Consider the following 25,750-nt stretch of genomic DNA (forward strand, 5'->3'; position numbering starts at 1 on the left):
AGGTGCATTTCGCATTTTACTTTGTTAAAATAATAAAGATTAAAAAATCAGGAGGCTTTTATACATGCGAAATGACAAGCGGCAGTCCGATCAATTACGGGCCGTTTTAATAACAACAGATGTGAATAAGCACGCAGAGGGCTCAGTGTTGATTGAGGTTGGCGATACGAAAGTAATCTGCACAGCAACCGTTGAGGAACGTGTTCCCCCATTTATGAAAGGACAGGGCAAAGGCTGGGTAACAGCAGAGTATTCCATGCTGCCAAGAGCAACTCATTCTCGCAATCATCGTGAGTCGGCAAAAGGAAAGCTTTCTGGAAGAACAATGGAGATTCAGCGTTTGATCGGCAGAGCGCTTCGTTCTGTAGTAGATTTGCACGCATTGGGCGAGCGTACGATTACGCTGGATTGCGATGTTATACAAGCAGATGGCGGCACAAGAACAACTTCGATAACAGGAGCATTTGTAGCTCTCTCAATAGCAGTCCACAGATTGTCTCAGTCCCATTCCTTCACGAAATATCCAATTACCGCTTTCCTTGCTTCAAGCAGTGTTGGTATTATTAATGACGAGGCTATTCTTGATTTGAACTACGAGGAAGATTCCAGCGCGAAGGTGGATATGAATGTAGTTATGACTGGCAGCGGCAAATTTGTAGAGGTGCAGGGAACAGGAGAGGAAGCTCCATTTTCTCGCCAGGAGCTCAATGAGCTGCTTGAGCTGGCTGAATCTGGCATTCAACAATTAATTTCAATTCAAAAGGAAGTGCTTGGCGAAAGAGGCACGAGAATTGGGGAGGCTTCACAATGAGTAATGAGCAACTGGACTCGAGCCCAAAAACAATCGTTATTGCTACAAGAAACCCTGGCAAATTGCTAGAATTTCAGCATGCTTTGCAAACAGGCGATACGATTGTAACCAGCCTAGCCGATTATCCTGATATACCGGATATTGTAGAGGACGGCGATACTTTTGTTGCCAATGCGCGCAAAAAAGCAAAAACAATGGCTCTTGCACTTGGCATTCCTGTGCTAGCTGATGATTCGGGCCTTTGTGTAGATGCGCTTGACGGTGCACCGGGCGTCTACTCCGCGCGTTATTCCGGCGAAGGCGCAACTGATAAGTCTAATAATGACAAACTGCTGCATGAGCTTAAGGCCGCAGCTGCACATATAGAAGCCAAGGAAATAGAAGCATGGCCAGCGGACAGAAGCTTGCTGAGCAAGGCGCATTTCGTATGCGTGCTGTCCTTGTATGATCCAATCAAAGATGAGTTTATAGAAGCAGAAGGTACCGTTAGCGGTTATATTATGGACAAGCCTCTAGGTGAAGGCGGCTTTGGCTATGATCCGCTGCTATGGCTGCCACAGCTTGGGTGCTCTATAGCTGAGCTTTCAAAAGCGGAAAAGCAGCAGATTAGCCATCGCGGAGAAGCACTGAGGAAATTGCTGGCTAAGCTTGAAGGGCAAATGTAAGCTAATACATAAGTACATAACCCGGTTTGCGGCGTAAAGAAGCAGGAATAAAAAAGGGATATGTTGGGGGAAGCTACCTTATCACCTATTAGAAATGCAGGTTTATAAGGAGGCTTTGGCATGGAGCAGCACAATCACAACGAGCATAATAAAAAACCTTATTATGTGTCTGTACACGCGATGCAAATACTCGCTGATCCTAAGGCGGCAGATTACGAGCTTGAAATTATTGCTAGCGAGCAAGAAGTCATGCAGCTTAAGGAATTATTTGATGAAATGTATCATAGCGATAATGGTATAGCCTTGACGAGCTTTCTCACCTTTTTTGAGTCAACGCCCAGCTCGGAGCTTATGGATGATTATGATCGAATTATTAAAGAAATCTATTCCAAGCTTTATGAACACGGGACGGACGAAACTAGGCAGCATATTGAATCAATGAATATATTGTAATGAAAAGCCCATCGAGATGATGGGCTTTTTTGTGCAATTATAAGCATTAATAAGTTTTACTATAAACTTGGACGGCGGAGAAGTTTATCCTTGCGAGAAATTGATGATTTTTAACGCAATCATTAATTAGTATCACAATTCGTTGACAATACAAGTAGTTTCTTCCATCGTCCTGTCGCTATAATGAGTGTCACAAGCCAAGTATGAAAGGAAGGGAGAAAACGTTAATGCCTCAACCAAATAAAGCGATGGGCAAGGCGCTTCCGCTTGAGCAACGATCTTATTGGAATCGGCTGGCTGCTCAATGGGATATACAGCTGATGGTCATCCCTGCGCTGCTCATGATCTTTGTATTCCAATACATTCCTATGTATGGGGTGATGATCGGGTTTCAGGATTACAGCTTATTCAAAGGCTTTTTGGATAGTCCTTGGGTAGGGTTTAAACATTTCAGCGCTTTTTTCAATGATTCAGATTTTTCAAGGGTGATGCGAAATACAATCGTAATCAGTTTTCTAAAGCTGCTAATAGGTTTTCCGGCACCTATCATCTTGGCGCTTATGCTGAATGAAGTAAGAAAGATGTTTTTTAAACGCTTCATCCAAACGATCAGCTATTTGCCGCATTTTATATCCTGGGTAATCGTAGCCCAAATGGTTTCCTCCATGCTGTCCACCGATAACGGCAGTGTGAATATGCTTTTGGTCAATTTTAATTTAATTGAGGAACCGGTCAGCTTTCTTTCTTTGCCGCAGTACTTTTGGAGCATTCTCGTTATGGCCGATGTATGGAAAGGAATCGGATTCGGATCGATTATTTATTTGGCAGCGATTGCAGGCGTCAATCCGCAGCTTTACGAAGCGGCATCGATTGATGGCGCCAGCCGTTTTAAGCAAATGTACTTGATTACCATACCGACTATTATGCCGGTCATCATTATTTTTATGATTCTTGCTATCGGCAATTTGCTCAGTGCCGGCTTTGAAGATATTTTGCTGCTGGAATCCCCGGCTATTCGTGAAGTGTCTGATGTTATTGATGTTTATGTTTATCGTATCGGCATTCAAAATCAAAGATATTCCTATGCGACAGCGATTGGGCTGTTCAAAGCGGTTATCAGTATAGCATTGCTGGCTGCTGCCAACTACGCTGCCCGCCGAAGCGGCAATAGCTTGTGGTAGTAGGCTTGCGGCCAAGAAAGGATGATCAGCTATGATGAAGTTAAGCGGCGGGGATAAGGCTATGTATATCGTAATCTATACATTCCTATGCCTGCTCGGGTTTGCTACCTTTTATCCCTTTTGGAATTCAGCTGTTATTTCGGTCAACAATGGCGCGGACACCGCATTGGGCGGGGTAACCTTCTGGCCGAGAAATTTCACTTGGGATAATTACCAAATTGTATTTAAGGACAGCCGCATCGTCGACGGGTTTATCATTTCCGTTTTGCGGACGGTTGTAGGAACGTTCCTGTCCATTATAGCTACAGCAATTTTCGCATATGGCATGTCCAAAAAAAATTTGATGAACAAGAAATTTTATATGGTTATGTGTATTTTTACAATGTACTTTAGCGGCGGTTTAATCCCGTATTTCCTGCTAATTCGTGAGCTTGGCATGATGGATACTTTTTGGGTCATGGTTATACCAGGAATGATTAGTGTATGGAATATGATTATTTTCAGAACTTTTTTTCGAGGGCTTCCCGATGGGCTGGAGGAATCAGCGAAAATTGACGGTTGCACGAACTGGGGAACACTTTTCCGAATTGCTCTGCCGCTGTCAGGCCCGGTAATTGCTACGTTATCTCTATTTACGGCGGTGTATCACTGGAACGATTGGTTTGCACCAAGTATTTTTATTAATAAAGCAGAGCTGCTGCCTATTCAAACGAAGCTTCAGCAAATATTGAATTCCAACATTATGACTGAGCAAATGTCGCAGCTCAATTCAGCTGCAAAGTCTGCGATGTCGCGCATGAGAAGCAATGTGACTACTAAGTCCCTATCGATGGCTACGATGATGGTCGCCTCAATCCCGATCATGCTTGTTTATCCGTTTGTTCAGAAATATTTCGTAAAAGGCGTTTTGATAGGTTCGCTTAAGGAGTAGTTTGAAGCAAATTGCTTTGAACATATAACAAAAAAATGAAAGGGGATATTTACAGATGAACAAAATGAACAAAATGAACAAAAGCTTTAAGATTTCACTTGCCGTCATCTTTGTTTTTACGATTATATTAACAGGCTGCAGCAAAGACAGCGGATCAAACGAGAAACCAAATACAAGTCCTGCTGCGACGAACGTGAACAAGGATGAAGAGGAAAAAGGCTTTGTACTTGGGGAAACACCAGTTGATTTTACCTTTTATGGCCATTATGACTGGTACACGATGTACCCTTGGGGTGAAGATGCAGCGACTGCCTGGATTAAAGAAAATAAAAAGGTAACGGTAACAAGTATTCCTTCCGGCAACAACGCTGAGCAAAAGTTAAGCACGATGATTGCTTCGAAGTCTTTGCCGGACGTCATATGGCTGGAACGCGGCTCCGATGTGGAGAAGCTGCGCGAAGCCGGCATGCTGGTGCCTTTTGATGATTGGCTGGATAAGTACCCGAATATGAAAAAATGGGTTGGCGAGTCTACGATTGATTTACTTCGCTCTCCAGACGGTAAACTTTATCAGTTTCCGAATTGGTATACAACACAGCCTAACGGAAATTCCGGCTATGTCGTCAATAAGCGTATTTACGAAGAGCTTGGCAGCCCTAAGCTGGAAACCTTCGACGATTTGTACAGCTATTTGAAAATGGTAAAGGAGAAGTATGGTTCAAGCGTTACCCCTTTTGATCCGGGCATAGAACGCCAAGGAATCGAGCTGATGGTATCTGGCTTTGCAAATGATTTCCCTAAAACTTATATTAGTCAGCTTGCGGTGCCAGAAAACGATAAGCTTACTTCATTATTCGTAAACCCTGTTTTCCGCGAAATGATGGTTTTTGCCAACAAGCTGTTTCAAGAGAAGCTGATTACGCATGATGCCTTAACGCAGACAGAAGATCAAGTGAAGGAGAGAATGTATTCCGATCGCGTAGCTGTATTTGCTGCCTCAACCCCTACAGAGATTGCTGCGCTTGCAGATTCGCTCGTAAAGGAATCAAATCCGAATCATCCAGGCTATATGATGATCTGGCCGCTTCATAAGGAAGGCGTCGATAAAAACAAAGTGTGGCCGGGAGACTGGGCGAGTGTTGGCTGGAACGTAAGTGTTATTACAACGAATCATAAAAACCCTGAGCATATTTTTGCATTTTTAGATTGGTACACGGGAGAAGAGGGACAGCGCACGATATTCTGGGGTCCTGAAGGCTTGTACTGGGAAGGCACAAACGAGGAAGGCGGACCGCTATTTAATGATCGTTACTTCTCTGAGAGCGCTAAGGTTGCCGAGCTGATGAATACGACCAACAACTTCCAATGGAATGGAAATACAGTCTTTATCGATACGCGCAAAGCTGCAATTGAGCTTACTTTTCCGGAAGAAAAACGAAATTGGGAAACGAGATGGCAGACAGAAATTACTTGGAAAACGCAATTTAACGCCTCGGCATTTGTTAATTTGCATCCTTTTCCAGATTCAGATGAAGGAATTATTGAGCAAAAAATAGAAGATATTTACACGGAATCCTTCTCCAAAGCGCTATATGCCAAAAACGAAGAAGAAGTGATTAAAATTTTAGATAAAGCCGAGGCAGATGCCCAGAAGGCAGGATATGAAAAATTGCTTGCTTTCCAAACTAAAATTTGGCAGGAAAATTTAAAGCTATTAAGCCAATAGTGCTTGAACTTCAATAGGATTGGGGGGGCTCCCCCCTAATCTCTTTTAACTTCACATAAATTGCTTATTGAGGTGAGTGCATGGCATATAAAATTGTTATCGTGGACGATGAACTGCTTGATTTGCAAGCGCTGGAAGTGTTTTTTCCTTGGAGTGATTTAGGATTTGAAGTTGTGGGAGCCGTTAACAGCGGCTTTTTGGCGTTGGAGCTCATGAATGAACACACTATTGACCTCCTAATAACAGATATACATATGCCGCTTATGACTGGACTGGAGCTTGCCAGAAAAGCGATCGATAAGCAAAGTGATCTGCGAGTTATGTTTATAAGCGGTCATCAGGAATTCAATTATGTCAAGGCAGCTCTGTCATTGCAGGCCAGCGGCTATTTGCTTAAACCATTTGATGATGATGAAGTGAAACAATCCTTGCTTTCGATTAGAAGCGAGCTTGATAAAGAAAGAATGAGACGTGAAGCCGAGGAAAATTATAAGCAGCTAATTCCCAAGATACAAAAAGACTTCTGGCAAATACTGTTGGAGGACCCTGCCAATCCACAATATATGCATACATTTAATGAAATCGAAGAACAGCTTCAATTATGCTGGCCGATCCAAGTAGCTGTCTTGGAGCCTGACGATTTGGCCTGGAAGCTCAATCACTACTCGGAACATGAAAAGAATGAATGGATTGCTATTTTTCGCAAATACACCTATGAGGCATGTCAAGAAAGAAACATTAATTATGTAAGCAAAATAGGGGAGCATCGCCTCGTGATCCTGTTGGAAAATTGCCTGTCAAGAGGTGTAGATTTGCATGATATGAATGATAGGATACAACAAGAGCTGCCATTTTCAATTACAGGCGGCATAGGAGAAGCTGTTTATTGTAAGGAGAAGCTTCGAATGTCCTTTAAACAGGCTGCAGCAGCGCTTGATCACAAAATGTTCGCCGGAAAAGGCAAATGGATTGCCTACTCCGACATACCGTGCTCTGAGAAAATGCATGCAGAGCATTTGGACATTCAATTGGATACGTTGCTTGAATCTGTTGCTAATTACGAGCTCGTTAAGCTGCATGATGAGCTTGCGGTTTTATTTCGAATGACTGCGCAATGGTCATCGCGGTTTACCGTATACAATTTTGTTTTGCATATTGTGATGAAACTGCAGCTGTTTCTGCATCAGGAGAATGAAGACTTGTTTAAAATATTGAATCTTGAGCTGAAGGATTTGGACGTGTTGCTTCGCTTCGAGACGATCAATGATATTCAAAGCTGGCTGAGAAGAAATTTGTATGAAATATCCGAGCTTCTTAACCAAAAACGTCAAAATAAAAACAGCCGTTTAATCCGAGATGTTATGGATCACATCAAAGAGCATTTGCAGGAAAATTTGACTCTGCGGCAAATGGCGGATCGCTTCACTTTCTCTCCTAATTATTTGGGTTTGCTGTTTAAGGAACAGACAGGCAAGCATTATAGTGAATATGTAATCGAGCTGCGGATGGTCAAGGCGGCAGAGCTGCTAAAGGATCCTACGATAAAAGTATATGAGGTAGCGGACATAGTCGGGTATCGCTATTTGCCTTATTTCAGCAGACAGTTCAAGAAGAGCTTTGGCATGACCCCCAATGAGTATAGAAAACAGGTATAAGTTCAAGATTTGATTCCAAAGGAGAGCTGATATGGAGCCGCGACAAAAGCTGCGATTTATACCGATAGGCTACAAAATGATGCTTTCTTACTGCTTGCTTATTGTGGTTCCGCTAGTTACTGTCGTTGCTATAGCCAGCACGATCTATGTGACTTCTATTCGCGAACAAACAAAAAACAATATTAATGGCACTTTGCAGCAAATAACGGACAATATTACATATAAGCTGGATGCGGCCATTCATACCTCCAGGCTGCTGTATCATGATTCTAAGCTCATATTCATTTTAAAACAAAAACATGAGGGTTGGGATGAGTATGATAATACAGCTAATTATTTGTTGCCGAAGCTGCAGGATACTATAAAATCGTCCAATTTACCGGCCTTGCTTTCCTTCTACATCCATAACAAAACACTTTATGAAGTGTACAGCCTAAAAAGGATAGCTGTACCCTATGTATTAACCAATGGCAGCTTTGACTTATATTATATTGATCGGATAAAAGACACAGCTTGGTATATGGAATTTCCTGCGGAGGAATACGGGCATACGATGCGTTGGGCTCAAATAGAGGATGATGCAGAGCATGGTTTAATATCGTTGCTGCGGCGTGTAGTTGATGTGCGAGAATTTAGAGACTTCAAAGAGCTGGCTTTTATGAGAATTACATATAATCTGTCGGATTTATTTCATAGCGTGGACAGCGAAAAAATTGGCGAAGGAAGCTCCATCTATATCGTGAATGAGCAGGGAGAGATTGTATATTCCTCTGGGGAACTGCTGCTTGCGGCTCCAAATCAGATTGACAGCGATTATTATAGTGAGCATATTGTGCTTGAAGAAAGCCTGCCTTATTTGAACTGGAAATTGATAACGCTTATTCCGACTACAATTATAGAAAAAGATATTGACCAAGTGCGTACGGTTACGGTAATTGTCGGCATCGCTTGTTTAATTGTGTTTATTATGGTCGGCTATTTTTTAAGCGGTTATTTCTCAAAAAGGGTTGGGAAAATTGTGTCGGTGCTAAGCGCATTCCGCGAAGGGGAATTTCACAAGCGGATGAACTATAAAGGGAATGACGAATTTGGCATGATCGCCAAAGCGCTGAATGATATGGGAAAGGATACCGAAGCGCTCATAGACGAAGTTTATTTGACGAATATTGAAAAAAAGGAAGCAGAGCTGGAATCCCTGCAATCCCAGATTAATCCCCATTTTTTATATAATACGCTGTCTTCCATCAGCTCGTTGGCTAAATTCGGCGAAGTAGAGAAGCTTAACCGCATGGTAATCGATCTTTCCAAATTTTATCGCCTAACGTTGAATGACGGGAAGCACCTAATATTGCTGAGGGATGAATGGGCGCAGGCGCAGGCTTATATTAATATTCAGCGGACGAAGTATGGCGAGCAGCTGCAAGCCTGGTACGACATAGATCCCGATGCGCTGGATTGTGAAACAATCAAGCTGATTCTCCAGCCGATCATTGAAAATGTGTTTGAGCATGCCTGGACGGAAAGCGGCGTTAGAATGCGTGTCATTATTCAAAAAGCAGATAAAAAGGTTGTCATAAAAATAATTGATGACGGTTATGGCATGCATCCGGATACGATCCGGCAAATATTCGATCCTTTGGATCAATTAAACGTAGGCATCGGCATCCGCAATGTCGATCAGCGCATTAAACTTCATTATGGCAAGCCGTATGGCGTTTCTATCTTCAGCAAGCTGGGAATAGGAACAACCGTCTTGATCATCATTCCGGCAAATCCACCCATATCTGCAAAATAATTAATTTATATCAGTAATCGTTGATTATGCAAGTAGTTTAACTTGTTACGCACCTTCTATAATGAACATGCAGATCAAAAAATCATCTGTAATTCCAAGGAGGTGTCTATATGTTAGTCTCTATTTTTACGCGTGTAAAAAGCTTGAGAAAAACGTTGCTGGCCGGTCTAGCAGTGCTGCTGCTAGCCAGCTTGCCACAGCTGCCATTTGTACCGGGCGGCTTGGCAGCAGCGGCCAATGAAGCAAGGCCGTTTCCTCAGCAGCAAACATTTGCCGGCATCATTAAACCTAATCATGTCAGTCAGGCTTCACTCAACGCATCTGTTTCCTCCTATTATGACTACTGGAAAGGCAAGTACCTTAAAAATAATCTATCCTCGCTGCCAGGCGGCTATTATGTGAAAGGAGAAATTACCGGCAGCGCGGGAGGTTATACCCCTCTTGGCACATCCGAGGGTCAAGGCTTCGGCATGATTATTACCGTGCTGATGGCTGGTCACGACTCTCAAGCCCAAACCATATACAACGGATTATTCAAAACTGCGCGAGCGTATAAAAGCTCCATTAACCCTGCATTGATGGGCTGGGTAGTCGCAGATCATGTGAATGCTCAAGGAAATTTCAGCTCGGCTACTGACGGCGATCTGGATATTGCGTATTCGCTCATACTAGCTCATCACCAATGGGGCTCGGGCGGCACGATCAACTATTTGCAAGAAGCTAAAAATATGATAAATGCGATCAAGTCAAGCAATTTTACTACGAATAATCGCTTGAATCTTGGTGATTGGGACTCCAAGAGCGCTTTGAATTCCAGGCCATCTGACTGGATGTTCAGCCATCTGAGAGCTTTCTACGACGTAACAGGCGACAATACGTGGAACAACGTCATTAACACGCTATACACGACTTATAGCCAGGTAAGCAACAGCTACGCTTCCTCTACAGGACTTATTTCAGACTTTATTGTAGACAATCCGGCCAAACCGGCGCCTGAATGGTTTTTGAATGAATTTAAAGAAACCAATCAGTATTACTATAATGCTGCCAGAGTACCGCTGCGCGTAGTAATGGACTATGCCTTTTACGGGGAGACAAGAGCAAAGACGATTGCGGACAAGATTTCCGGCTGGATAAAAGGCAAGACTGGCGGCTCGCCTTCAGCGATAACCGCGGGTTATACACTAAGCGGCAATGCTCTGAACAGCTATAGCTCTGCCGTATTTACATCGCCTTTCATTTCTGCAGCAACCGCTAACTCTAGCCACCAAAGCTGGGTAAATGCCGGCTGGGATTATATGAAAAACGCGAAATCAAGCTATTTTAGCGACACTTACAATTTAATGAATATGCTTTTTGTTTCCGGAAATTGGTGGAAGCCCGCTCCTGCAAGCGCCTCCACAGGCTATACACTGGCAGTTACAGCCGACAGCTATGTACATGGCGGTATGACAAGTACCAACTATGGTACAGATACGACATTGACGGTAAAGAAAAGAGATAACAATTCTGCCTATGTGAGAGAAGCTTACTTGAGATTTAATAAATCCTCTGTTTCTGGAACGATTAATTCTGCTCAAATCAAGCTGTATGTGACTAGCTTGCATAGCAACACGCCGACCTTCCCTCTTAGAGCATATGGCATTCAGAACAACTCTTGGACGGAGACGGGAATTACGTATGCCAATCGGCCAACGGAAGCTGGAACCGCTTTGGGCTCTGCTACTGCCAGTGCAGCGGGACAGTATGTTTATTTGGATGTTACTTCCTATGTTCAGCAGCAATCAGGCAATCAATTGAATTTTAGAATCATAGGCTTGACCGAAGATTATGGGGCGGCATTTGCATCGAAAGAAAATACAACAGCCTCCAGACGTCCAGTTCTTGTTATTAACGGCGGTTAACGTTCGAGAGGAGAAAAATAATGCCCAGATTCAATCAATCAAATAAGCGGGGAATAGCGATACTGCTGGCAGCTATGCTGCTGCTGTCGAACCTGTTTGTAACCAGCAAAAACTATGTCAGTGCCGAATCCGGCACTGGCAGCAATCATACGATTGCAGCCTGGATGTCGCAGGGCGGCATTGTGAATGAAAATCGGATAGCCGGTGCCACGAGCGGATTATATCGCAATCTTGCCCAAATGACGGTTATCGGTAATGTCAAATATGACTCCGCTTCAGGGAATACGGGGTATGTTGACTGGAGAGAAGGCATTAATACAAAGTATTGGCTTGTTACACTATCTACTAAGAATTTCGACAATATTACATTATCCTCCGAGCAGCGCTCCGGTAACTCTGGGCCGAAGGATTTTGCTGTAGAAGTAAGTACAGATCAAATCCATTGGACGAAGGTGAAAGATGTAGTGCTGCCGCCTTCAAGCAGCTGCAATTCCGATGATTGCAGGCTTGTTGATCAGAAACTGCCGGAATGGATGAGCGATCAGGAGCAGGTTTATATTCGCTGGGTCATTCAATCGGCTGCTGCAGCAAACCCGCAAAGGGAGCTTGGCGAATGGGGAGTCAGCACGATCGATAATGTCATTATCAAAGGAAACGCGCTCGGCGAAGTGATCGAGCCGCTGATCGCTGTCAGCACAACGCCAGCTCATCAAGACAAGCAAGTGAACAAAGATACAGAGGTCGCAGTCGTTTTTAATAAGGAAATCACACTCCTTGATAACGGCATTCAAGTCGTAAATGGAAGCGATGAAGCTGTTAGCGGAACATATGCAACTATTGATGAGGCAAATAAGTCGCGTCTGATCATCCATACACCTCAGTTTGACTATGGAGAAACTTATACGATAACGATAAAGAAAGAAAATGTGCAGGGTATAGAAGGAGCAGCTCTTATTAGTGATTTTACCTGGTCCTTTACTTTGGCTGAATCGCCTAATAAGCCGAGGCTCGTAAACATGGCTTTCAATGGTGACCCGAGAACGAGTATTGCTTTTGCATGGTATACCGACCAAATGACTCCTACAGTAGCGGAAGTGATCGAGGCTGATAAAGTAACTGGCGATGTATTTCCTGATACCGGTGCCAAAGTATTTCGCGGAACAGAAGAAATTGTAAACACCTATTTGGTCGCCGGTGATCGTCAAACAGATAAGCGAACGGCATTTGTAAGCCACAAGGTCATTGCCGATGGTCTTGAGCCAGGGGTTACATATCGGTATCGCCTAGGTAATGGAGAGAGTGGTTCGTGGAGCAAGGTCGGCTCTTTTACGACAGATACCGCTGAGCATCAGGATTACCGCTTTATTGTAGGGGCTGATTCACAGGCCTCCAGCCTTTCCAATTTCGAAGCATGGGGCGATACGTTTAGAAAGGCTGTTCAATATATGGGGAGCCCAAAATTTTTAATTTCGGCTGGAGATTTAGTGGACAATGGCGATCTGGAGACGCAGTGGCAATGGATGCTTCAGGTAGCAGAGGATTCCTTGCTGCATGTGCCTTTCGTGCCTGTGCTGGGCGGGCATGAGGTCAATGATTATGATGGGGACGTTACGACGGACAACAGCAATTTTTATCATCATTTCAATGTACCGCGGCAAGTAGTAGCAGGCACTCATGAAGGCTCGGTATATTCTTTTGAGTACGGTGACGCTCTTTATATCGTGTTTAATTCACAATATGAAGGCGGATTGGCATCCAATGGCAAGGATATTGATTGGGAAGATCCGGAATTTAGAGCGCAAGTTAATTGGATGAAGCATACAGTGGCGAAATCGGATAAAAAGTGGAAATTTGTTTCGTTTCACAAAAGCCCATACGCCTCTGGCGATAATTCTGCGCTTTACGAGGACGAACGTGTTCAATTTTACCGTCAGCATTTGATTCCTGTTTTTGATGAGCTCGGTATTGATATGGTGTTTGAAGCCCATGACCATATGTATATGCGATCCTTCCAGATGTATGGAAATAAGGTTATCCCTGAGGATGAACTGACATTTGATGGAAATGGCCATGCCGTTAATCCTAAAGGAACGATTTATTTAATGCCGAATGCACTTGGCAATAAATTTTATACGAAGCAAGAATATTTGCATGAATTTGATGAAAACTGGAATCCAGTTATTAAAAAGGACGAGAACGGAAATCCGATTCTCTATGATCATTTCTTTGCCAATATTAACGAGCAGCCATTCAAAAAAATGTTTATCGATGTGTCCGTTACTAGTGATGTTCTGTCCTTTGATTCTTTCACAGCTGCGGTTGCTGATGAAGAAAAGGAGGGTACAGTCGGCAAAGGCCTATTTAAATATGATTCCTATGGTATTAAACGTACTGATTTAAAGCCGAACGCGCCAGCAAATGCGGCAGTAAAAGTAGACGGAACAGCAGCAACGATAACCTGGTCCGCGCCTGAAAGCAGCGATGAACCAATTAGAGGCTACCGCATCTACGAGAAAAACGACAAGCTTGCCGTTCATTGGAGCGAGTATATTGCTGCTGAACAGGATATGGCAGATTACAGCTTGGTTGTCCCACAGCTGAACCCCTCAAAAAAATATGATTTTGTTATAAAAGCTGTTGGCGCCAGAATGAACTCAATTGGCGTGGAAGTAACGACAATTGACGGGCCTGTGGAGCTGGAGCCGCCTTCAGCGCCAACTGATTTGTCCGGAACGGCGGTTTCTCAATTTGAAGTTAATTTGAAGTGGGCAGCTCCATCAGGAAACGTAGAAGTTTCCGGGTATCATCTGTATCGTGACGGCGTAAAAATTGCCAACCTGCCAGCGAGTGCAGCAGCCTATGCGGATTCAGGGCTAAGTCCAGATACGAATTACCTCTATCATGTTACGGCTTACAGTCCTGAGAATGTGGAATCCATGGCCAGCAACAGCATTGATGTAAGGACAAATACAGAGCCATCCAGTACTGGTCTAAACAGGCCGTTTCCGCAGCATACCGATTATGCAGGCAATAGCATCAAGCCGAATCATATCTCGCAAGCGGAGATGGATGCAACGGTTTTACGCTTATTCCAGGAATGGAAAAACAAATATTTAACTGAAAATCCATATGACGCATCGCAAAAGTATGTCTGGTATTCAGACGGAAGCTGGTTTGAGGAAGAAACGGATGAGGAAACCGGCATGACTTATATGCCGATTACGGTATCCGAAGCACATGGCTACGGCATGCTCATATTAGCGCTAATGGCAGGTCTGGAAGAGGATACACGCGATGATTTTGATGCTATGTTCCGTTATTTCAAGGCTCATCCAAGCGAAATCAATCCAAATTTAATGGCTTGGCAGCAAGGGGATACAGGAACTGCGATTATTGATATCAATGGAGTAGATTCAGCTACTGACGGCGATATGGATATTGCCTATGCGCTGCTGCTGGCTCACAGCCAGTGGGGAAGCTCGGGCGATGTTCATTACTTGAATGAAGCGAAAAAGTTAATTAACGCGATTATGGACGCAGAAGTCAATAAGACGGATTGGACACTGCGCATTGCGGATTGGGCTACTTCCGGCAAGTGGGCAAGCGCTACTCGCCCTTCCGATTGGATGACGCAGCATTTGAAGGATTACCGCCTCGTAAGCGGTGATAAGCGCTGGGATCAAGTGATAGACCAGACGTATGCCATATTAAACAGTCTATTTAAGACTCATAGCACAGAAACAGGGCTTATTCCGGACTTTGTTATTAAAGATGGCCAATCCTTTATACCTGCTCCGCCTTGGTTTTTAGAATCCGAAAATGACGGAGATTATTATTACAACTCTGCGAGAACACCATGGAGACTGGGCACTGATTATTTAATATCTGGCGAGAAACGTGCACTAGAACAGCTGACAACTATGAATAATTGGATTCGCGCCAAAACGGATCATACGCCTTCGAATATAAAAAGCGGATATACGCTTGACGGCGACACGGAGCTGGCAGAATGGGAGGATCTTACGTTCTCTGCCCCATTTATGGTAAGTGCAATGATTGATCAATCCAATCAGCAATGGCTCAACAAGTTGTGGGATTACAATGCTGCGCCAAAAACAGAGGATGAGGTATATTTCAGCAACAATATCCGGCTGCTCAGCATGATCGTTGCATCAGGGAATTGGTGGACACCGGCAATCGTTGACTATGAAGCGCCTGCTAAACCGGTTATTGATTACGCTAATGCAGTTTCTAGCTCGACGATTCAGCTGAAATGGCTGGCTTCGACTGATAATGTAGGGGTAAAAGGGTATAAAGTTTTCCGTGACGGCGTAGAAATTACAACAGTTGCTAGTCATGAATTTAAAGATACAGGCCTACTGCCAGCAAAGCAATATGCTTACACTGTTATTGCCTATGATGCAGCTGGCAACCAATCCGAAGCAAGCAATGTGCGGCTCGTTACAACGTTGAACAATGTGCCAGGCACCTGGCAGCCGGAAAAGCCAGTTAAAGAGGAGCCAGGCGATGGTGACGGAGATGAAGACCTTGAAGAAATAGACGATCAGGAAGTTCCAAAATTTGATGTTAGCGATATTAAGCAGCATTGGGCGGAAGCTATTATTAAAAAGGCTTTACAGAGCGGCCTGTTTAAAGGCTACCCTAATGGCACCTTCCAGCCTGATCGGGCTATTACAAGGGAGCAATTTGCAGTTGTAGCAGCTAGAGCGCTGGATTTGCCTGCCAGCAAGCGCAGCTTGACCTTCTCAGATGAAGCAAGCATTAGCGATTGGGCTAGGCAGGCGGTAGCCCAGTCGCTCGAAGCGGGACTGGTGCAAGGGTACGGTAACGGCACCTTCCAGCCCCAAGCTAATATTTCCCGCGCTGAAATGGGGGTGATCTTGGGCAGAATTATTAGGCTTAAAGGTTTGTCCGAGCAAGCCGGTACAAGCGATCAAGCTTCATACGCGGATGAGTCAAGCATCCCGTTTTGGGCGAAGCAAGAGGTTGCTGAAGTAAGCAGAATTGGAATTATGCAAGGCAAAGGACAGAATCGATTCGCGCCTGCTGACAATGCTACAAGGGCTGAAGCTGTGAAGGTATGGCTTAAATTGATGGAATTTATAGAGTAGGACAATGTAGTCCGTATTAATTGGGCAGGCTGGCATTTGATGAATGCCGGCCTGCTATTAGCAGGAGGGGAGTAACGTGATGTATTTAGGCATCGATGCTGGAGGCAGTAAAACTCATGCTGTATTGACGAACAATAAAGGGGAGTTGATTGGCCAAGGCATGACGGGCAATGGCAATCATCAGGTGAAATATGAAGAGGCAAAAGTTAATATTGTTAAGGCCTGTAATTTAGCACTGCAAGCTGCAGGCGCTGTCAAAGATGATGTAGCTTTTGCTTATTTCGGACTGGCAGGGGCGGACAGAGAGCCTGACTATAAAATTTTAAGACCATTAATAGAATCGATAGGGTTTCCTGCTTATAGTTTAACATGCGATACGATGATCGCGATGAGGGCAGGCACGAAAAGAGCGTATGGAGCGGTTGTTATAAGCGGAACAGGCTTTAACAGCGCTGCAAGAAACAAACATGGAGAAGAATTGCAATATGGCGGCTTTGGCTATTTGTATGGCGATGGGCAGGGGGCAGGAGCGGACTTGTCTGTTCATGCGTTCCGCAGCGCGGTGCGCGCCTGGGATGGCCGCGAACAGCGTCCAACGCTGCTGAGCAGCTTGGTGCCCGAGCATTTGGGCTACGCAACAGTTGAGCAAATGTACCATCATATGCTTGATCATCAAATCTATCCTCCATTAGAGCTTGCCAAGCTCGTGTTTGAGGCGGCGGAGCGCGGGGATGAGGTGGCTATTTCCATATTGAAAGAAGTGGGCGATGAGCATGGCAACGCGGTAAACGCGCTTATACGCCGTTTAAATATGCAGGCTGAAGCTTTTGATGTTGTTCTGGCAGGCAGTGTTTTAACAAAAGGCAAGACGCTTCATATGGTGCGAGCGATAGAAGATGCTGTAACCCGTGTTGCACCGCGGGCATCGATCGTCAAATTGGATGTGGAGCCTGTTATAGGTGCTGTAATGAGCGCAATGGAAGGTGGCGGAGCAGTTATTACTGCAGAGATTGACGCAGCGCTGCGAGCAATTAAATTTGAATAAAGCTATTTTGGAAATAAGGAGCGGACAGGATGCAGAAAAAACACTTGAAAATTGCAGTTATTGGCGGAGGATCTTCTTACACGCCGGAGCTGGTAGAAGGGTTGATAAATAAATATAATGAAATGCCGATTAAGGAGCTATGGCTTGTTGATATTGCCGAAGGAAAAGAAAAGCTTGATATCGTAGGAGCGTTGGCCAAACGAATGATCGCGAAAGCCGGCTTGCCCATTCGGGTGGAGCTTACGCTAGATCGGCGTGCAGCGATAGAGGGCGCTGATTTTGTAACGACACAAATGCGTGTCGGACAGTTGCAGGCAAGACGCAAGGATGAGCATATACCGATTGCTCACGGCGTTATCGGACAGGAAACGACTGGTCCAGGCGGCATGTTTAAAGCGCTGCGCACCATTCCGGTTATATTGGATATTTGCTGTGACATAGAGGAGCTGGCGCCGCAAGCATGGCTGCTTAATTTTACAAACCCTGCTGGGATGGTTACTGAAGCCGTGCACAAATATTCCAACGTCAAATCGATAGGCTTGTGCAATTCTCCTATTAATTTTCTGAAGTTTTTATCGAAAATGTACAAAGTAGAGGAGAACCAGGCTTTAGCGGAGTTTGTCGGCATTAACCATTTGCACTGGGTAACTGCAGCTTACGTTAATGGCGTGGATAAGCTGCCGGAATTGCTGTCAGGCGAGCAGGAGTATGTGGCGGCTAATGTGTCTGCGCTTGATTGGGACCGAGAATTTTTGCAGGCCCTGAGGGCAGTGCCAACGTATTACTTGAAGTATTTTTATATGAAAGATGAAATGTATGCTGATTTATTGGCTCTTCATGAAAAAAATGAAACTAGAGCGGATGTCGTGAGCCGGGTGGAGAAGGAACTGTTCGAGCTGTACAAGGATGTGGAGCTAAGTGAAAAGCCGCAGCAGCTGCAGCAGCGCGGTGGAGCCTACTATTCGGAAGCGGCGGTTAACTTGATGCACTCCTTATATACGGATAAACGGGATATCCAGACATTGAATGTGCAGAATGACGGCACACTGGATTTTTTGCCGCAGGATGCCAGCATTGAAGTGAACTGCGTCGTGACAGCGCAAGGAGCTTTGCCATTGCGTCCGCAGCACATCCCAGAAGCGATTACAGGGCTGATCAAGGCAGTGAAAACCTATGAGTCACTCGCTATTAAAGCTGCAATTACAGGTGAATACGCTGCCGCGCTGCTCGCGATGACGCACCATCCGCTAGTGCCGAGCGCTGCAGTCGCCAAAAAATTGCTTGACGAAATGCTGGAAGCAAACAAAGCTTATCTTCCTCGATTTTTTGCATAATTAACAGCAAATTGCATGAAAAGGGTATCCTTTGGGAAGCGCTGCAGACAGCGTTATTCTATCAAACGGATACCCTGCTTTAGTATACAAAACTATTTATGAGTCAGATTTGGCGTTCGGCGTAACTTTATATAGACAGCGGTTATCCCCTTTAAGAATATGCTCGCCTCTAATAACCTCAGTTCCTTCACCAATGACCGTACGGAACATTTCCAGCTCCATTTTACATAAATTCGTACATGCCTTGGCAGCCTCGCAAATTGGGCAATGCTTCTCGATGAAATAATAGGAGCCGTCTTCATTCTCGACAACTTCGGCCATATAGCCCTCGGCTGTACGGGATTTTGCGAAGTCCTCTAATTTCACTTTCAATGATTTGGCATGCTGAACCATACTTAGATAGCTGTCTGACAGCTTGCGGTTATGAACCTCAAGCAGTCTGTCGAGACCCTCTTCCCCGAACGTTTCCTTCATAGATTCGATCAAGCCGATCGTAAGCTCAGCGTAACCGTCAGGAAATAAGCGGTTCGCTTCAGTTGTAAGCCGCCACATTTTGGCGGGCCGTCCCATTGCACGCGGCTCCTCTGTATAATCAACCATTTCCTGCTCCTGCAAGTCATAGAGATGCTGTCTGACTGCCATCGCTGTAACCTGCAGCTGACCAGCCAGCTGATGGGCGTCCATAGCACCATTATGTTTAAGCAGCTTTATAATCGATCTTCTTGTCCGGTCTGCGCCTTCTTTCCCGCGGGAAGGCTTATTATTCATCACAATCACCCTTAAAATCTAATTCTAAGGAGATTATAAAGAAAAAAGTTGACAAAGTCAAAGCGGCAGTTTATTTTGTTTGTAAAGATCTTTTTTTAGAAAGTATCCGGATGCTTAATAATATTTACATCGGATGGAAGGTGAGAGAGATTGTCTTCATCAAGTATTTTTAGTCCCCGTTATCTGGCTTTATCGATTGGTATTATTTTGGCTGCGATGACGATCGGCTTCGAGGGGCTTGCCGTGACGACGGTTGCTCCGGTTATTGCCGGCGAATTGCAAGGACTTCATTTATTCGGATGGATATTCAGCGCTTATTTGCTTGCACAAATTATCGGAACCTTGGTCGTTGGCCGCCAAGTAGACAGAAAAGGGCCTGCTATTTTATTTTCGATAGCTATTTGCTTGTTTGCCGTCGGTTTAATTGCAGCAGCTGTTGCTGACAACATGTATGTGCTTATTGCCGCACGAGCCCTGCAGGGCTTCGGAGCAGGCGCTATGTATACATGTATATATACGGCTATTTCACTAAGCTATCCTGATGAGCTGCGTGCCAAAATATTAGGAGCGCTCGGTACAGCGTATGTTCTTCCTTCCATGCTTGGCCCTTATGTGGCTGGTTTGATAGCTGAGCAATGGTCCTGGCGTTTTGTATTTTGGGGAGTGCTTCCCTTTCTATTCCTGGCTGTACTGCTCAGCTTGCCGGTTTTTCGCAAAATTAAAATGGCCCAGGTTACAGCGAAAAAGGAATCAGGCGTGGTCGGCTTGTCCGTATTGCTTGCTATAGGTACGGGTGTGTTTCTAAGCGGACTTGGCATGCTGCCAAAGGTGCTTGGCATTGTGCTGACCGTAGCCGGATTGGCGCTTATGGCTCAGCCCCTGCTCAAGCTGCTTCCACAAGGGACACTAACCTTTCGGGCAGGGCTGTCAGCGCTCATCGCTTCCAGAGGGTTGTTTTTTGCAGCATACGTATGTACGCAAAACTTTCTCGTGCTCGCTTTGACTGATACAAAAGGCTTGTCTCCGGATATGGCGGGCTTAATTGTCGCAAGCGCAGCGCTCAGCTGGTGTATCGTCGCTATTTTGCAGGCGCGCTGGGATGCGGCAGATCAAGGCCGGGGCCGTCAAAAACGCATTATTGCCGGAATTTTACTAATGCTGGCCGGCATTGCTATTATGGTTTGGATTCCGGTCCTTACGATTTGGACTGCGATATTGGGTGAAGTTATAGCAGGAATCGGTATCGGTCTTGCCCATACAACGAGCGGGACTCTAGCATTCACCTTTTCTAAAGAAGGCGAATCCGGTCAAGTGTCTGGAAGTCTTCAGTTTGCAGATTCCTTTACTCCCGGTGTTGCAATAGGTATCGGCGGTGCGCTAATCGCATTGACTCAGGCAGGCGGAATGACCATGGAGGGCAGTATCACATTGGCAATGGCATTTAACCTTCTATTAGTATTACTAAGCATATTGGCAAGCGCCCAAATTAAGAAGAATCAGCCTGCACAACTGAATAAAAAGCATGCTCAGTCCTCTCCACGATCTACATAGCATGTACATATGACGAGCTGCTTTTCTGATTTTTGCGGTGCAGTCACCGCAACCGCAGCACCTTGTGCAACCGCAACCGCAACAACCTGTGTAACCGCAACTGCAGCATCTTGTGCAACCGTAACTGGACAGACGTTCCGTTATTGCGCTTAATCAGCTCTATTTGCCTTGTAAAAGTGACAGGCGTTCCGCTATTGCTCAAAAAAATCATAAGATAGGGTGAAAAATGAGCCCATAGCGGAACGTGTGTCCGTGAAATCTCGAAATCAGCCTTTTTAGGGCAAATAACGGAATGAGTGTCCGTGAAAAATTAAAAAAGACAGGGCAATCCCCGTCACAATCATGACATAGGGGAGAGCCCTGCTTTTTGCATGAGTCTGGATTTTTCTATCTGGATTAGAAAAAGAATGGCAGCAAAAATAAGCTGGCAATTAGCGGGAACGGAATGCGGCGGTGAATAAATCTGCGCCGCGGGAAAAAGCCCGGAGCAAAGCCGAATTGCCTGAAGGTGGCATCATTAGCGGGCATGCCAGACCAGCGATGCATCATTTCATTGGTCGGAATAGCAAGTGTGACATAATCCTGGTCGACATGTGCAATAAATCCGTCATGGGTCGCTCCGTCAGTTGTTTGAATGCCAACATATTTATTCATACAGCTCCAACAGATTTGCTGATAATTTTCCATAGACAGCCTCCTAAATCTTGTTATAAACCTTGATAGCAGTCTATGGATATTTATCCTATAATGCTCCCGGCAAACGCCTATTTCATTTGAAATAATTATTGTAGAGTGATGCTCAATGCAGAAGCTAAGCATTATTCCCCGTTAAACTATTTTCAAACATGTCTATGATGACGAGAAAATGCTCTGCTTCCCTAAATACATGGTCGGCTAATAAAGGATGAATAATACTCTTTATTCGGCAGGCTTCAATCAGGTCGCGTGCTGTTTTCTTAAAATCGCGAAGAGATTTGACAGAAACCCGGTTTTGATCGAGAAATTGATCCAAAAGCGGTACCGTTTGCGATTGTGGGCGCATAGAATCAAGATCCCTCGCTTGATATAGCAGTTGATCGAATTCATGGCTGAAATTATTGGCTTGTTCAATAAGCTTTCTTTCTGAAGGGTCGAGCAGATGGCTGATAAACTTGGCATGATCAGCCATTATTCGTAGGAAAAATACATTCTCATCGATAATGGCATCCGGCAGCGGCTCCAATTTGCCCATATTTAATTCTGCAAGCCGATTTCTAAAATAGTTGGCCTCTCTGCTCGTATGATCAACAAGCAAAGGGAAATTATTTGCTCCCGGAAGCTGACAGGTTACGATTAGCCCCAGAACCTTTCGTTTGAATGCCCAAATAAAAGAGGCCGCATGATAAACCTCTTCATTGAACCTTCTAATGACACTGGGGTCTGTACCTAAAGTAAAGGAATTAGCCCGATTTTCAATCCCTTCAAATACATTGTAAAATTGATTGGCTTCATTAATTAATTGTGTATCCTCGCATCGAAAGCCCAATTTTAAAAATAAAGAATGCTCCTTCATAATCCGCGACCAAAATCTTATTTCCTCAAGCGATCGAGCCACGAACTGATCTGACAATAGCAACAACTCCTTAACCTTCATAATCATTCTGATTATTAAGTACTGTATGACCGTACATACTTGTTCTATGTCAAATACCACGCGGCTTTGTCTCATTATTATTCAATCGTTATCATCAGGAAATTGTAATCAAGATCGGATAATTAACGAACCGTCAGATCATAATATGCGGAGATATATGTTACATTTTTTAAGGAGGGTGTCATTTGAATAAAAAGCGAGCAGTGATTGTAGCTTTATCCATATTAATCGTTGTACTTTTGTCAGGGTTTGAGAGCAGTCCTCAAAGAAAAAATCGCGATTATTACGAAATGCGAGGCGAAGTCATGTGGGAGGTTCATACGGATGAGAAGCTAATTGCATTCACATTTGACGATGGACCTAATGCCAATACGACTCCTTTAATACTGGATGTGCTGCAGCAATATGATGCGAAGGGTACTTTTTTTGTTATAGGCAATCGGATTGAACATAATGAAAATATAATAAAGCGTCAAATTACAGAAGGGCATGAGGTTGCTAATCATGGCTACAGCCATAAATTTTTTGACCGCAACTATCCAATCAGCACAATTAATAAAGAAATTACTGAAACAAAAAATAAAATTTTTGAACTAACTGGAAGCATTTCCCCCTGGTTTAGGCCGCCTGGAGGCCATATAAATGATCAGGTTGTGCAAGCGGCGAAGGAAAACGGATATACCGTAATTCTTTGGTCATGGCACCAGGATACGAAGGATTGGCGCTCTCCAGGAGTGAGATTTATCGTAAAAAAGGTATTAGATAATGCCCGTAACGGCGATATCGTGCTTATGCATGATAATGTTTACGGCTCTAACCAGACGGTTGAAGCGCTCAAAATCATTTTGCCGGAGCTGAAGGCAAGAGGCTTTAAATTTGTTACAGTGTCAGAGCTTGTCAGACATAAAAAATCAAACGAAGTAAACAAATTGCAGCTTGATTTAAAATAGTACAACATAAAAATGCCTCGAAACCTGTTTCAGTATTTCGAGGCATTTTATTATGGCTGAGTTACACCCAGCAAATGTAGTTCATTATTGTTATTTTAGAAGAAACCTCCAAAGCCAAAGCAGCTGCATACAATGATGACTAACAAAATGAAAAGTACCAGGATTTGACCTGTGTTATGACGGAAACTATCGCCAGCAATACCGGACATAGATAAACACCTCCTGTGTTTTTGTACATGATAGATTATGTCGTTTATTTATCATGTGATTGGGTGTTTGTTCCTTATATATTTGAATATGGGCCATTCATTAAGATTGAATTATCATATTCCCCGTTAACTATTGTTTAGCTGCTTCAATACTTTCCTCCAGCAAACGTTTTAATTTCAGGCGCTGCAACTTTTCTTTTTTACGTCGCTCTTCATCTTCTTTTTGCAAAGCTTTTAATAAAGAGAGACACATTCCAATTAAAACAACCGCAAACGGAAGTGCAGCTACAACGGACGCTGTTTGCAGCCCGGTTAACCCTCCGCTAATGAGCAATACGACCGCAATTGCAGATTGCAGCACTCCCCAAGTAATTTTAATTTTATTACTCGGGTTTAATTTACCATCTGTTGTCAGCATGCCGAGCACAAATGTCGCTGAATCGGCAGAGGTAATAAAAAATATCACAATTAAAATTGTTGCGACAACCGCTAAAATAGTTCCAAGGGGCAGCTGCTCAAGCGTTAAAAATAACGCAAGTGTCGTATCCTGCTGAATAACCTCAGATAATTTGACAGTATCAAAAAGCTCTAAATGCAACCCCGTTCCGCCAAACACAGAAAACCAAATGAAACCGAACAGACTAGGAATAATCGCAACAAAGATGACGAATTCCTTAATCGTTCTTCCTTTAGATACTCTGGCAATAAATGTGCCCACAAATGGAGCCCAGGAAATCCACCATGCCCAATAAAATAGCGTCCAGGTCCCAATCCAGTTTGATTTAGAAAATGGAGTAAGCCGCAAGCTCATGTTAACAATATTTTGCAAGTAATTCCCTAACGTTGTCGTAAACGTATCAAAAATAAACGAGGTCGGTCCCATCATCCATACAAAAATCATCAGCAGCACTGCGATAATTAAGTTGGTATTGCTCAAAAGCTTAATGCCTTTATCCAAGCCTGTGCTTGCTGATAATATGAACAAGACGGTAACAAAAACAATAATAATGATTTGCCATAAAACGGAAATCTCCACTCCAAACAAATGGTTTAAGCCGCCGTTAATTTGCAATGTGCCTAGACCAAGCGAGGTTGCGACACCGAACACTGTGGCGATAACCGCCAAAATATCGATTGATTTTCCAAGCCAGCCAGCCACTGCCTTTTCGCCCAACAACGGGATAAACGTAGAGCTGATCAAACCTTTATAGCCTTTGCGAAATTGGAAATACGCCAGTGCCAGCGCAATGATTGTGTAAATAGCCCACGGATGCAGCCCCCAATGGAAAAAAGAGTATCGCATGGCCAGTCTTGCCGCATCTGTCGTTCCTCCTTCTACTCCTTCGGGAGGAGATATATAATGAGAGAGCGGCTCGGCTACTCCCCAAAACACAAGCCCAATGCCCATTCCGGCGCTGAACAGCATCGACAGCCAAGAAAGTGTCGAATACTCAGGCTCGTCATCCTCATCGCCTAATTTAATACTGCCAAAACGGCTGAAAGCTAGATAAAATGCAAATAAAAGAAAAAACAGTGTCGCCATTAAATAAAACCAGCCGAAGTTTTTAATCGAGAAAGTGTAAGCCGCATTAGCGATGCTTGCCAGTTGTTCTGGCGCAATAGCCCCCCATATAGCAAAAAGAGCTACAATTACAATTGTGATTATAAATACCATCTTATCCCACGCTCCAAATCTTAGCCGCATCACTGCAAACATCTCTAGGGTGTTGAAAATATGTACATTTTGAACACTTTTACAGTATGTGTAGCTGCAAATTTGTTATGCAAAATAACTGGCTTGTTCGGGAGAAGATGTAATTTTTTACATAAGCAGACCAATAGCAAAAAAGCCCTGAACCCCAATTTACCAAAGGATTCAAGGCTTTCTCATATGTATCAATCTTATTGATTCTTAATTAAAATGGCGTCCCAGGAGGGATTCGAACCCCCGACAACTCGCTTAGAAGGCGAGTGCTCTATCCAACTGAGCTACTGGGACATATGTAT

18 protein-coding genes, 1 tRNA gene and 1 pseudogene are annotated in these 25,750 nt (G+C 44.1%); 15 read left to right on the forward strand and 5 right to left on the reverse strand.

Annotated elements, in window-relative coordinates:
* The first annotated feature begins 64 nt into the window (after positions 1-64).
* The 13 genes and pseudogenes from rph (at position 65) to ACRRU2_RS14690 (ending at position 18,632) form a co-directional block, all read left to right on the forward strand.
* Entirely contained in the window at positions 65-811 is a 747-nt protein-coding gene (rph, locus tag ACRRU2_RS14630) for a ribonuclease PH (RefSeq protein WP_432502677.1), read from the forward strand.
* Entirely contained in the window at positions 808-1,476 is a 669-nt protein-coding gene (rdgB, locus tag ACRRU2_RS14635; protein ID WP_331697079.1) for an RdgB/HAM1 family non-canonical purine NTP pyrophosphatase, read from the forward strand. Before rph ends, rdgB begins: the two co-directional genes overlap by 4 nt.
* 120 nt (positions 1,477-1,596) lie before the next feature.
* Positions 1,597-1,929, forward strand: coding sequence for a hypothetical protein (locus ACRRU2_RS14640; RefSeq protein WP_432502680.1), 333 nt, complete (start codon positions 1,597-1,599; stop codon positions 1,927-1,929).
* Positions 1,930-2,177: 248 nt separating this feature from the next.
* The gene (locus ACRRU2_RS14645) at positions 2,178-3,110 is read left to right on the forward strand and encodes an ABC transporter permease (RefSeq protein ID WP_432502741.1); all 933 of its coding nucleotides are present in this window, start codon (positions 2,178-2,180) and stop codon (positions 3,108-3,110) included.
* Between the two features lie 31 nt (positions 3,111-3,141).
* On the forward strand, positions 3,142-4,041 hold the full coding sequence (locus tag ACRRU2_RS14650; protein ID WP_331697076.1) for a carbohydrate ABC transporter permease: 900 nt from the start codon (positions 3,142-3,144) through the stop codon (positions 4,039-4,041).
* A gap of 64 nt (positions 4,042-4,105) precedes the next feature.
* Entirely contained in the window at positions 4,106-5,767 is a 1,662-nt protein-coding gene (locus ACRRU2_RS14655) for an extracellular solute-binding protein (RefSeq protein WP_432502744.1), read from the forward strand.
* A gap of 80 nt (positions 5,768-5,847) precedes the next feature.
* Complete coding sequence (locus tag ACRRU2_RS14660) at positions 5,848-7,422, forward strand: response regulator transcription factor (protein WP_432502682.1); 1,575 nt, start codon at positions 5,848-5,850, stop codon at positions 7,420-7,422.
* Positions 7,423-7,453: 31 nt separating this feature from the next.
* A complete protein-coding gene (locus ACRRU2_RS14665; protein WP_432502684.1) occupies positions 7,454-9,217 on the forward strand; it encodes a sensor histidine kinase in 1,764 nt (587 codons plus the stop codon).
* Between the two features lie 110 nt (positions 9,218-9,327).
* Positions 9,328-10,605: pseudogene (locus ACRRU2_RS14670) on the forward strand (glycosyl hydrolase family 8); the annotation flags it as partial.
* 24 nt (positions 10,606-10,629) lie between these two features.
* Positions 10,630-11,121: a DUF7594 domain-containing protein gene (locus tag ACRRU2_RS14675; RefSeq protein ID WP_432502747.1), complete on the forward strand. Its 492-nt coding sequence runs from the start codon at positions 10,630-10,632 to the stop codon at positions 11,119-11,121.
* 20 nt (positions 11,122-11,141) lie between these two features.
* Positions 11,142-16,253: a glycosyl hydrolase family 8 gene (locus ACRRU2_RS14680; RefSeq protein WP_432502686.1), complete on the forward strand. Its 5,112-nt coding sequence runs from the start codon at positions 11,142-11,144 to the stop codon at positions 16,251-16,253.
* Positions 16,254-16,332: 79 nt separating this feature from the next.
* Positions 16,333-17,298 carry an N-acetylglucosamine kinase gene (locus ACRRU2_RS14685; RefSeq protein ID WP_432502749.1) on the forward strand — a complete coding sequence of 322 codons (966 nt, stop codon included), beginning with the start codon at positions 16,333-16,335 and terminating at the stop codon, positions 17,296-17,298.
* Between the two features lie 29 nt (positions 17,299-17,327).
* Positions 17,328-18,632, forward strand: a complete 1,305-nt coding sequence (locus ACRRU2_RS14690; RefSeq protein WP_331697072.1) for a 6-phospho-beta-glucosidase — start codon at positions 17,328-17,330, stop codon at positions 18,630-18,632.
* 96 nt (positions 18,633-18,728) lie between these two features.
* On the opposite strand, the gene ACRRU2_RS14695 is transcribed toward ACRRU2_RS14690, so the two are convergent.
* Complete coding sequence (locus ACRRU2_RS14695) at positions 18,729-19,400, reverse strand: helix-turn-helix transcriptional regulator (protein WP_432502689.1); 672 nt, start codon at positions 19,398-19,400, stop codon at positions 18,729-18,731.
* Between the two features lie 150 nt (positions 19,401-19,550).
* Between ACRRU2_RS14695 and ACRRU2_RS14700 the strand changes: the two genes are divergently transcribed.
* Positions 19,551-20,951 (forward strand): MFS transporter, encoded by a 1,401-nt coding sequence (locus ACRRU2_RS14700; protein ID WP_432502691.1) that lies wholly within the window; start codon positions 19,551-19,553, stop codon positions 20,949-20,951.
* A 396-nt stretch (positions 20,952-21,347) separates the two neighbouring features.
* Here the strand turns inward: ACRRU2_RS14700 and ACRRU2_RS14705 are convergent, their stop codons facing one another.
* Both ACRRU2_RS14705 and ACRRU2_RS14710 read right to left on the reverse strand, forming a co-directional pair.
* Complete coding sequence (locus ACRRU2_RS14705; RefSeq protein WP_331697069.1) at positions 21,348-21,638, reverse strand: phosphatidylinositol kinase; 291 nt, start codon at positions 21,636-21,638, stop codon at positions 21,348-21,350.
* A 124-nt stretch (positions 21,639-21,762) separates the two neighbouring features.
* Complete coding sequence (locus ACRRU2_RS14710; RefSeq protein WP_331697068.1) at positions 21,763-22,560, reverse strand: DUF2935 domain-containing protein; 798 nt, start codon at positions 22,558-22,560, stop codon at positions 21,763-21,765.
* Between the two features lie 209 nt (positions 22,561-22,769).
* On the opposite strand from ACRRU2_RS14710, the gene ACRRU2_RS14715 reads away from it, so the two are divergent.
* Positions 22,770-23,534 carry a polysaccharide deacetylase family protein gene (locus tag ACRRU2_RS14715; RefSeq protein WP_331697067.1) on the forward strand — a complete coding sequence of 255 codons (765 nt, stop codon included), beginning with the start codon at positions 22,770-22,772 and terminating at the stop codon, positions 23,532-23,534.
* Positions 23,535-23,873: 339 nt separating this feature from the next.
* Here the strand turns inward: ACRRU2_RS14715 and ACRRU2_RS14720 are convergent, their stop codons facing one another.
* Both ACRRU2_RS14720 and ACRRU2_RS14725 read right to left on the reverse strand, forming a co-directional pair.
* Positions 23,874-25,418 carry a glycine betaine uptake BCCT transporter gene (locus tag ACRRU2_RS14720; RefSeq protein ID WP_331697065.1) on the reverse strand — a complete coding sequence of 515 codons (1,545 nt, stop codon included), beginning with the start codon at positions 25,416-25,418 and terminating at the stop codon, positions 23,874-23,876.
* 247 nt (positions 25,419-25,665) lie between these two features.
* Positions 25,666-25,742, reverse strand: a tRNA-Arg gene (locus tag ACRRU2_RS14725).
* Positions 25,743-25,750: the final 8 nt, after the last annotated feature.

The organism is Paenibacillus sp. GXUN7292, assembly GCF_050864975.1.
In the GTDB taxonomy this organism is placed as follows: domain Bacteria; phylum Bacillota; class Bacilli; order Paenibacillales; family Paenibacillaceae; genus Pristimantibacillus.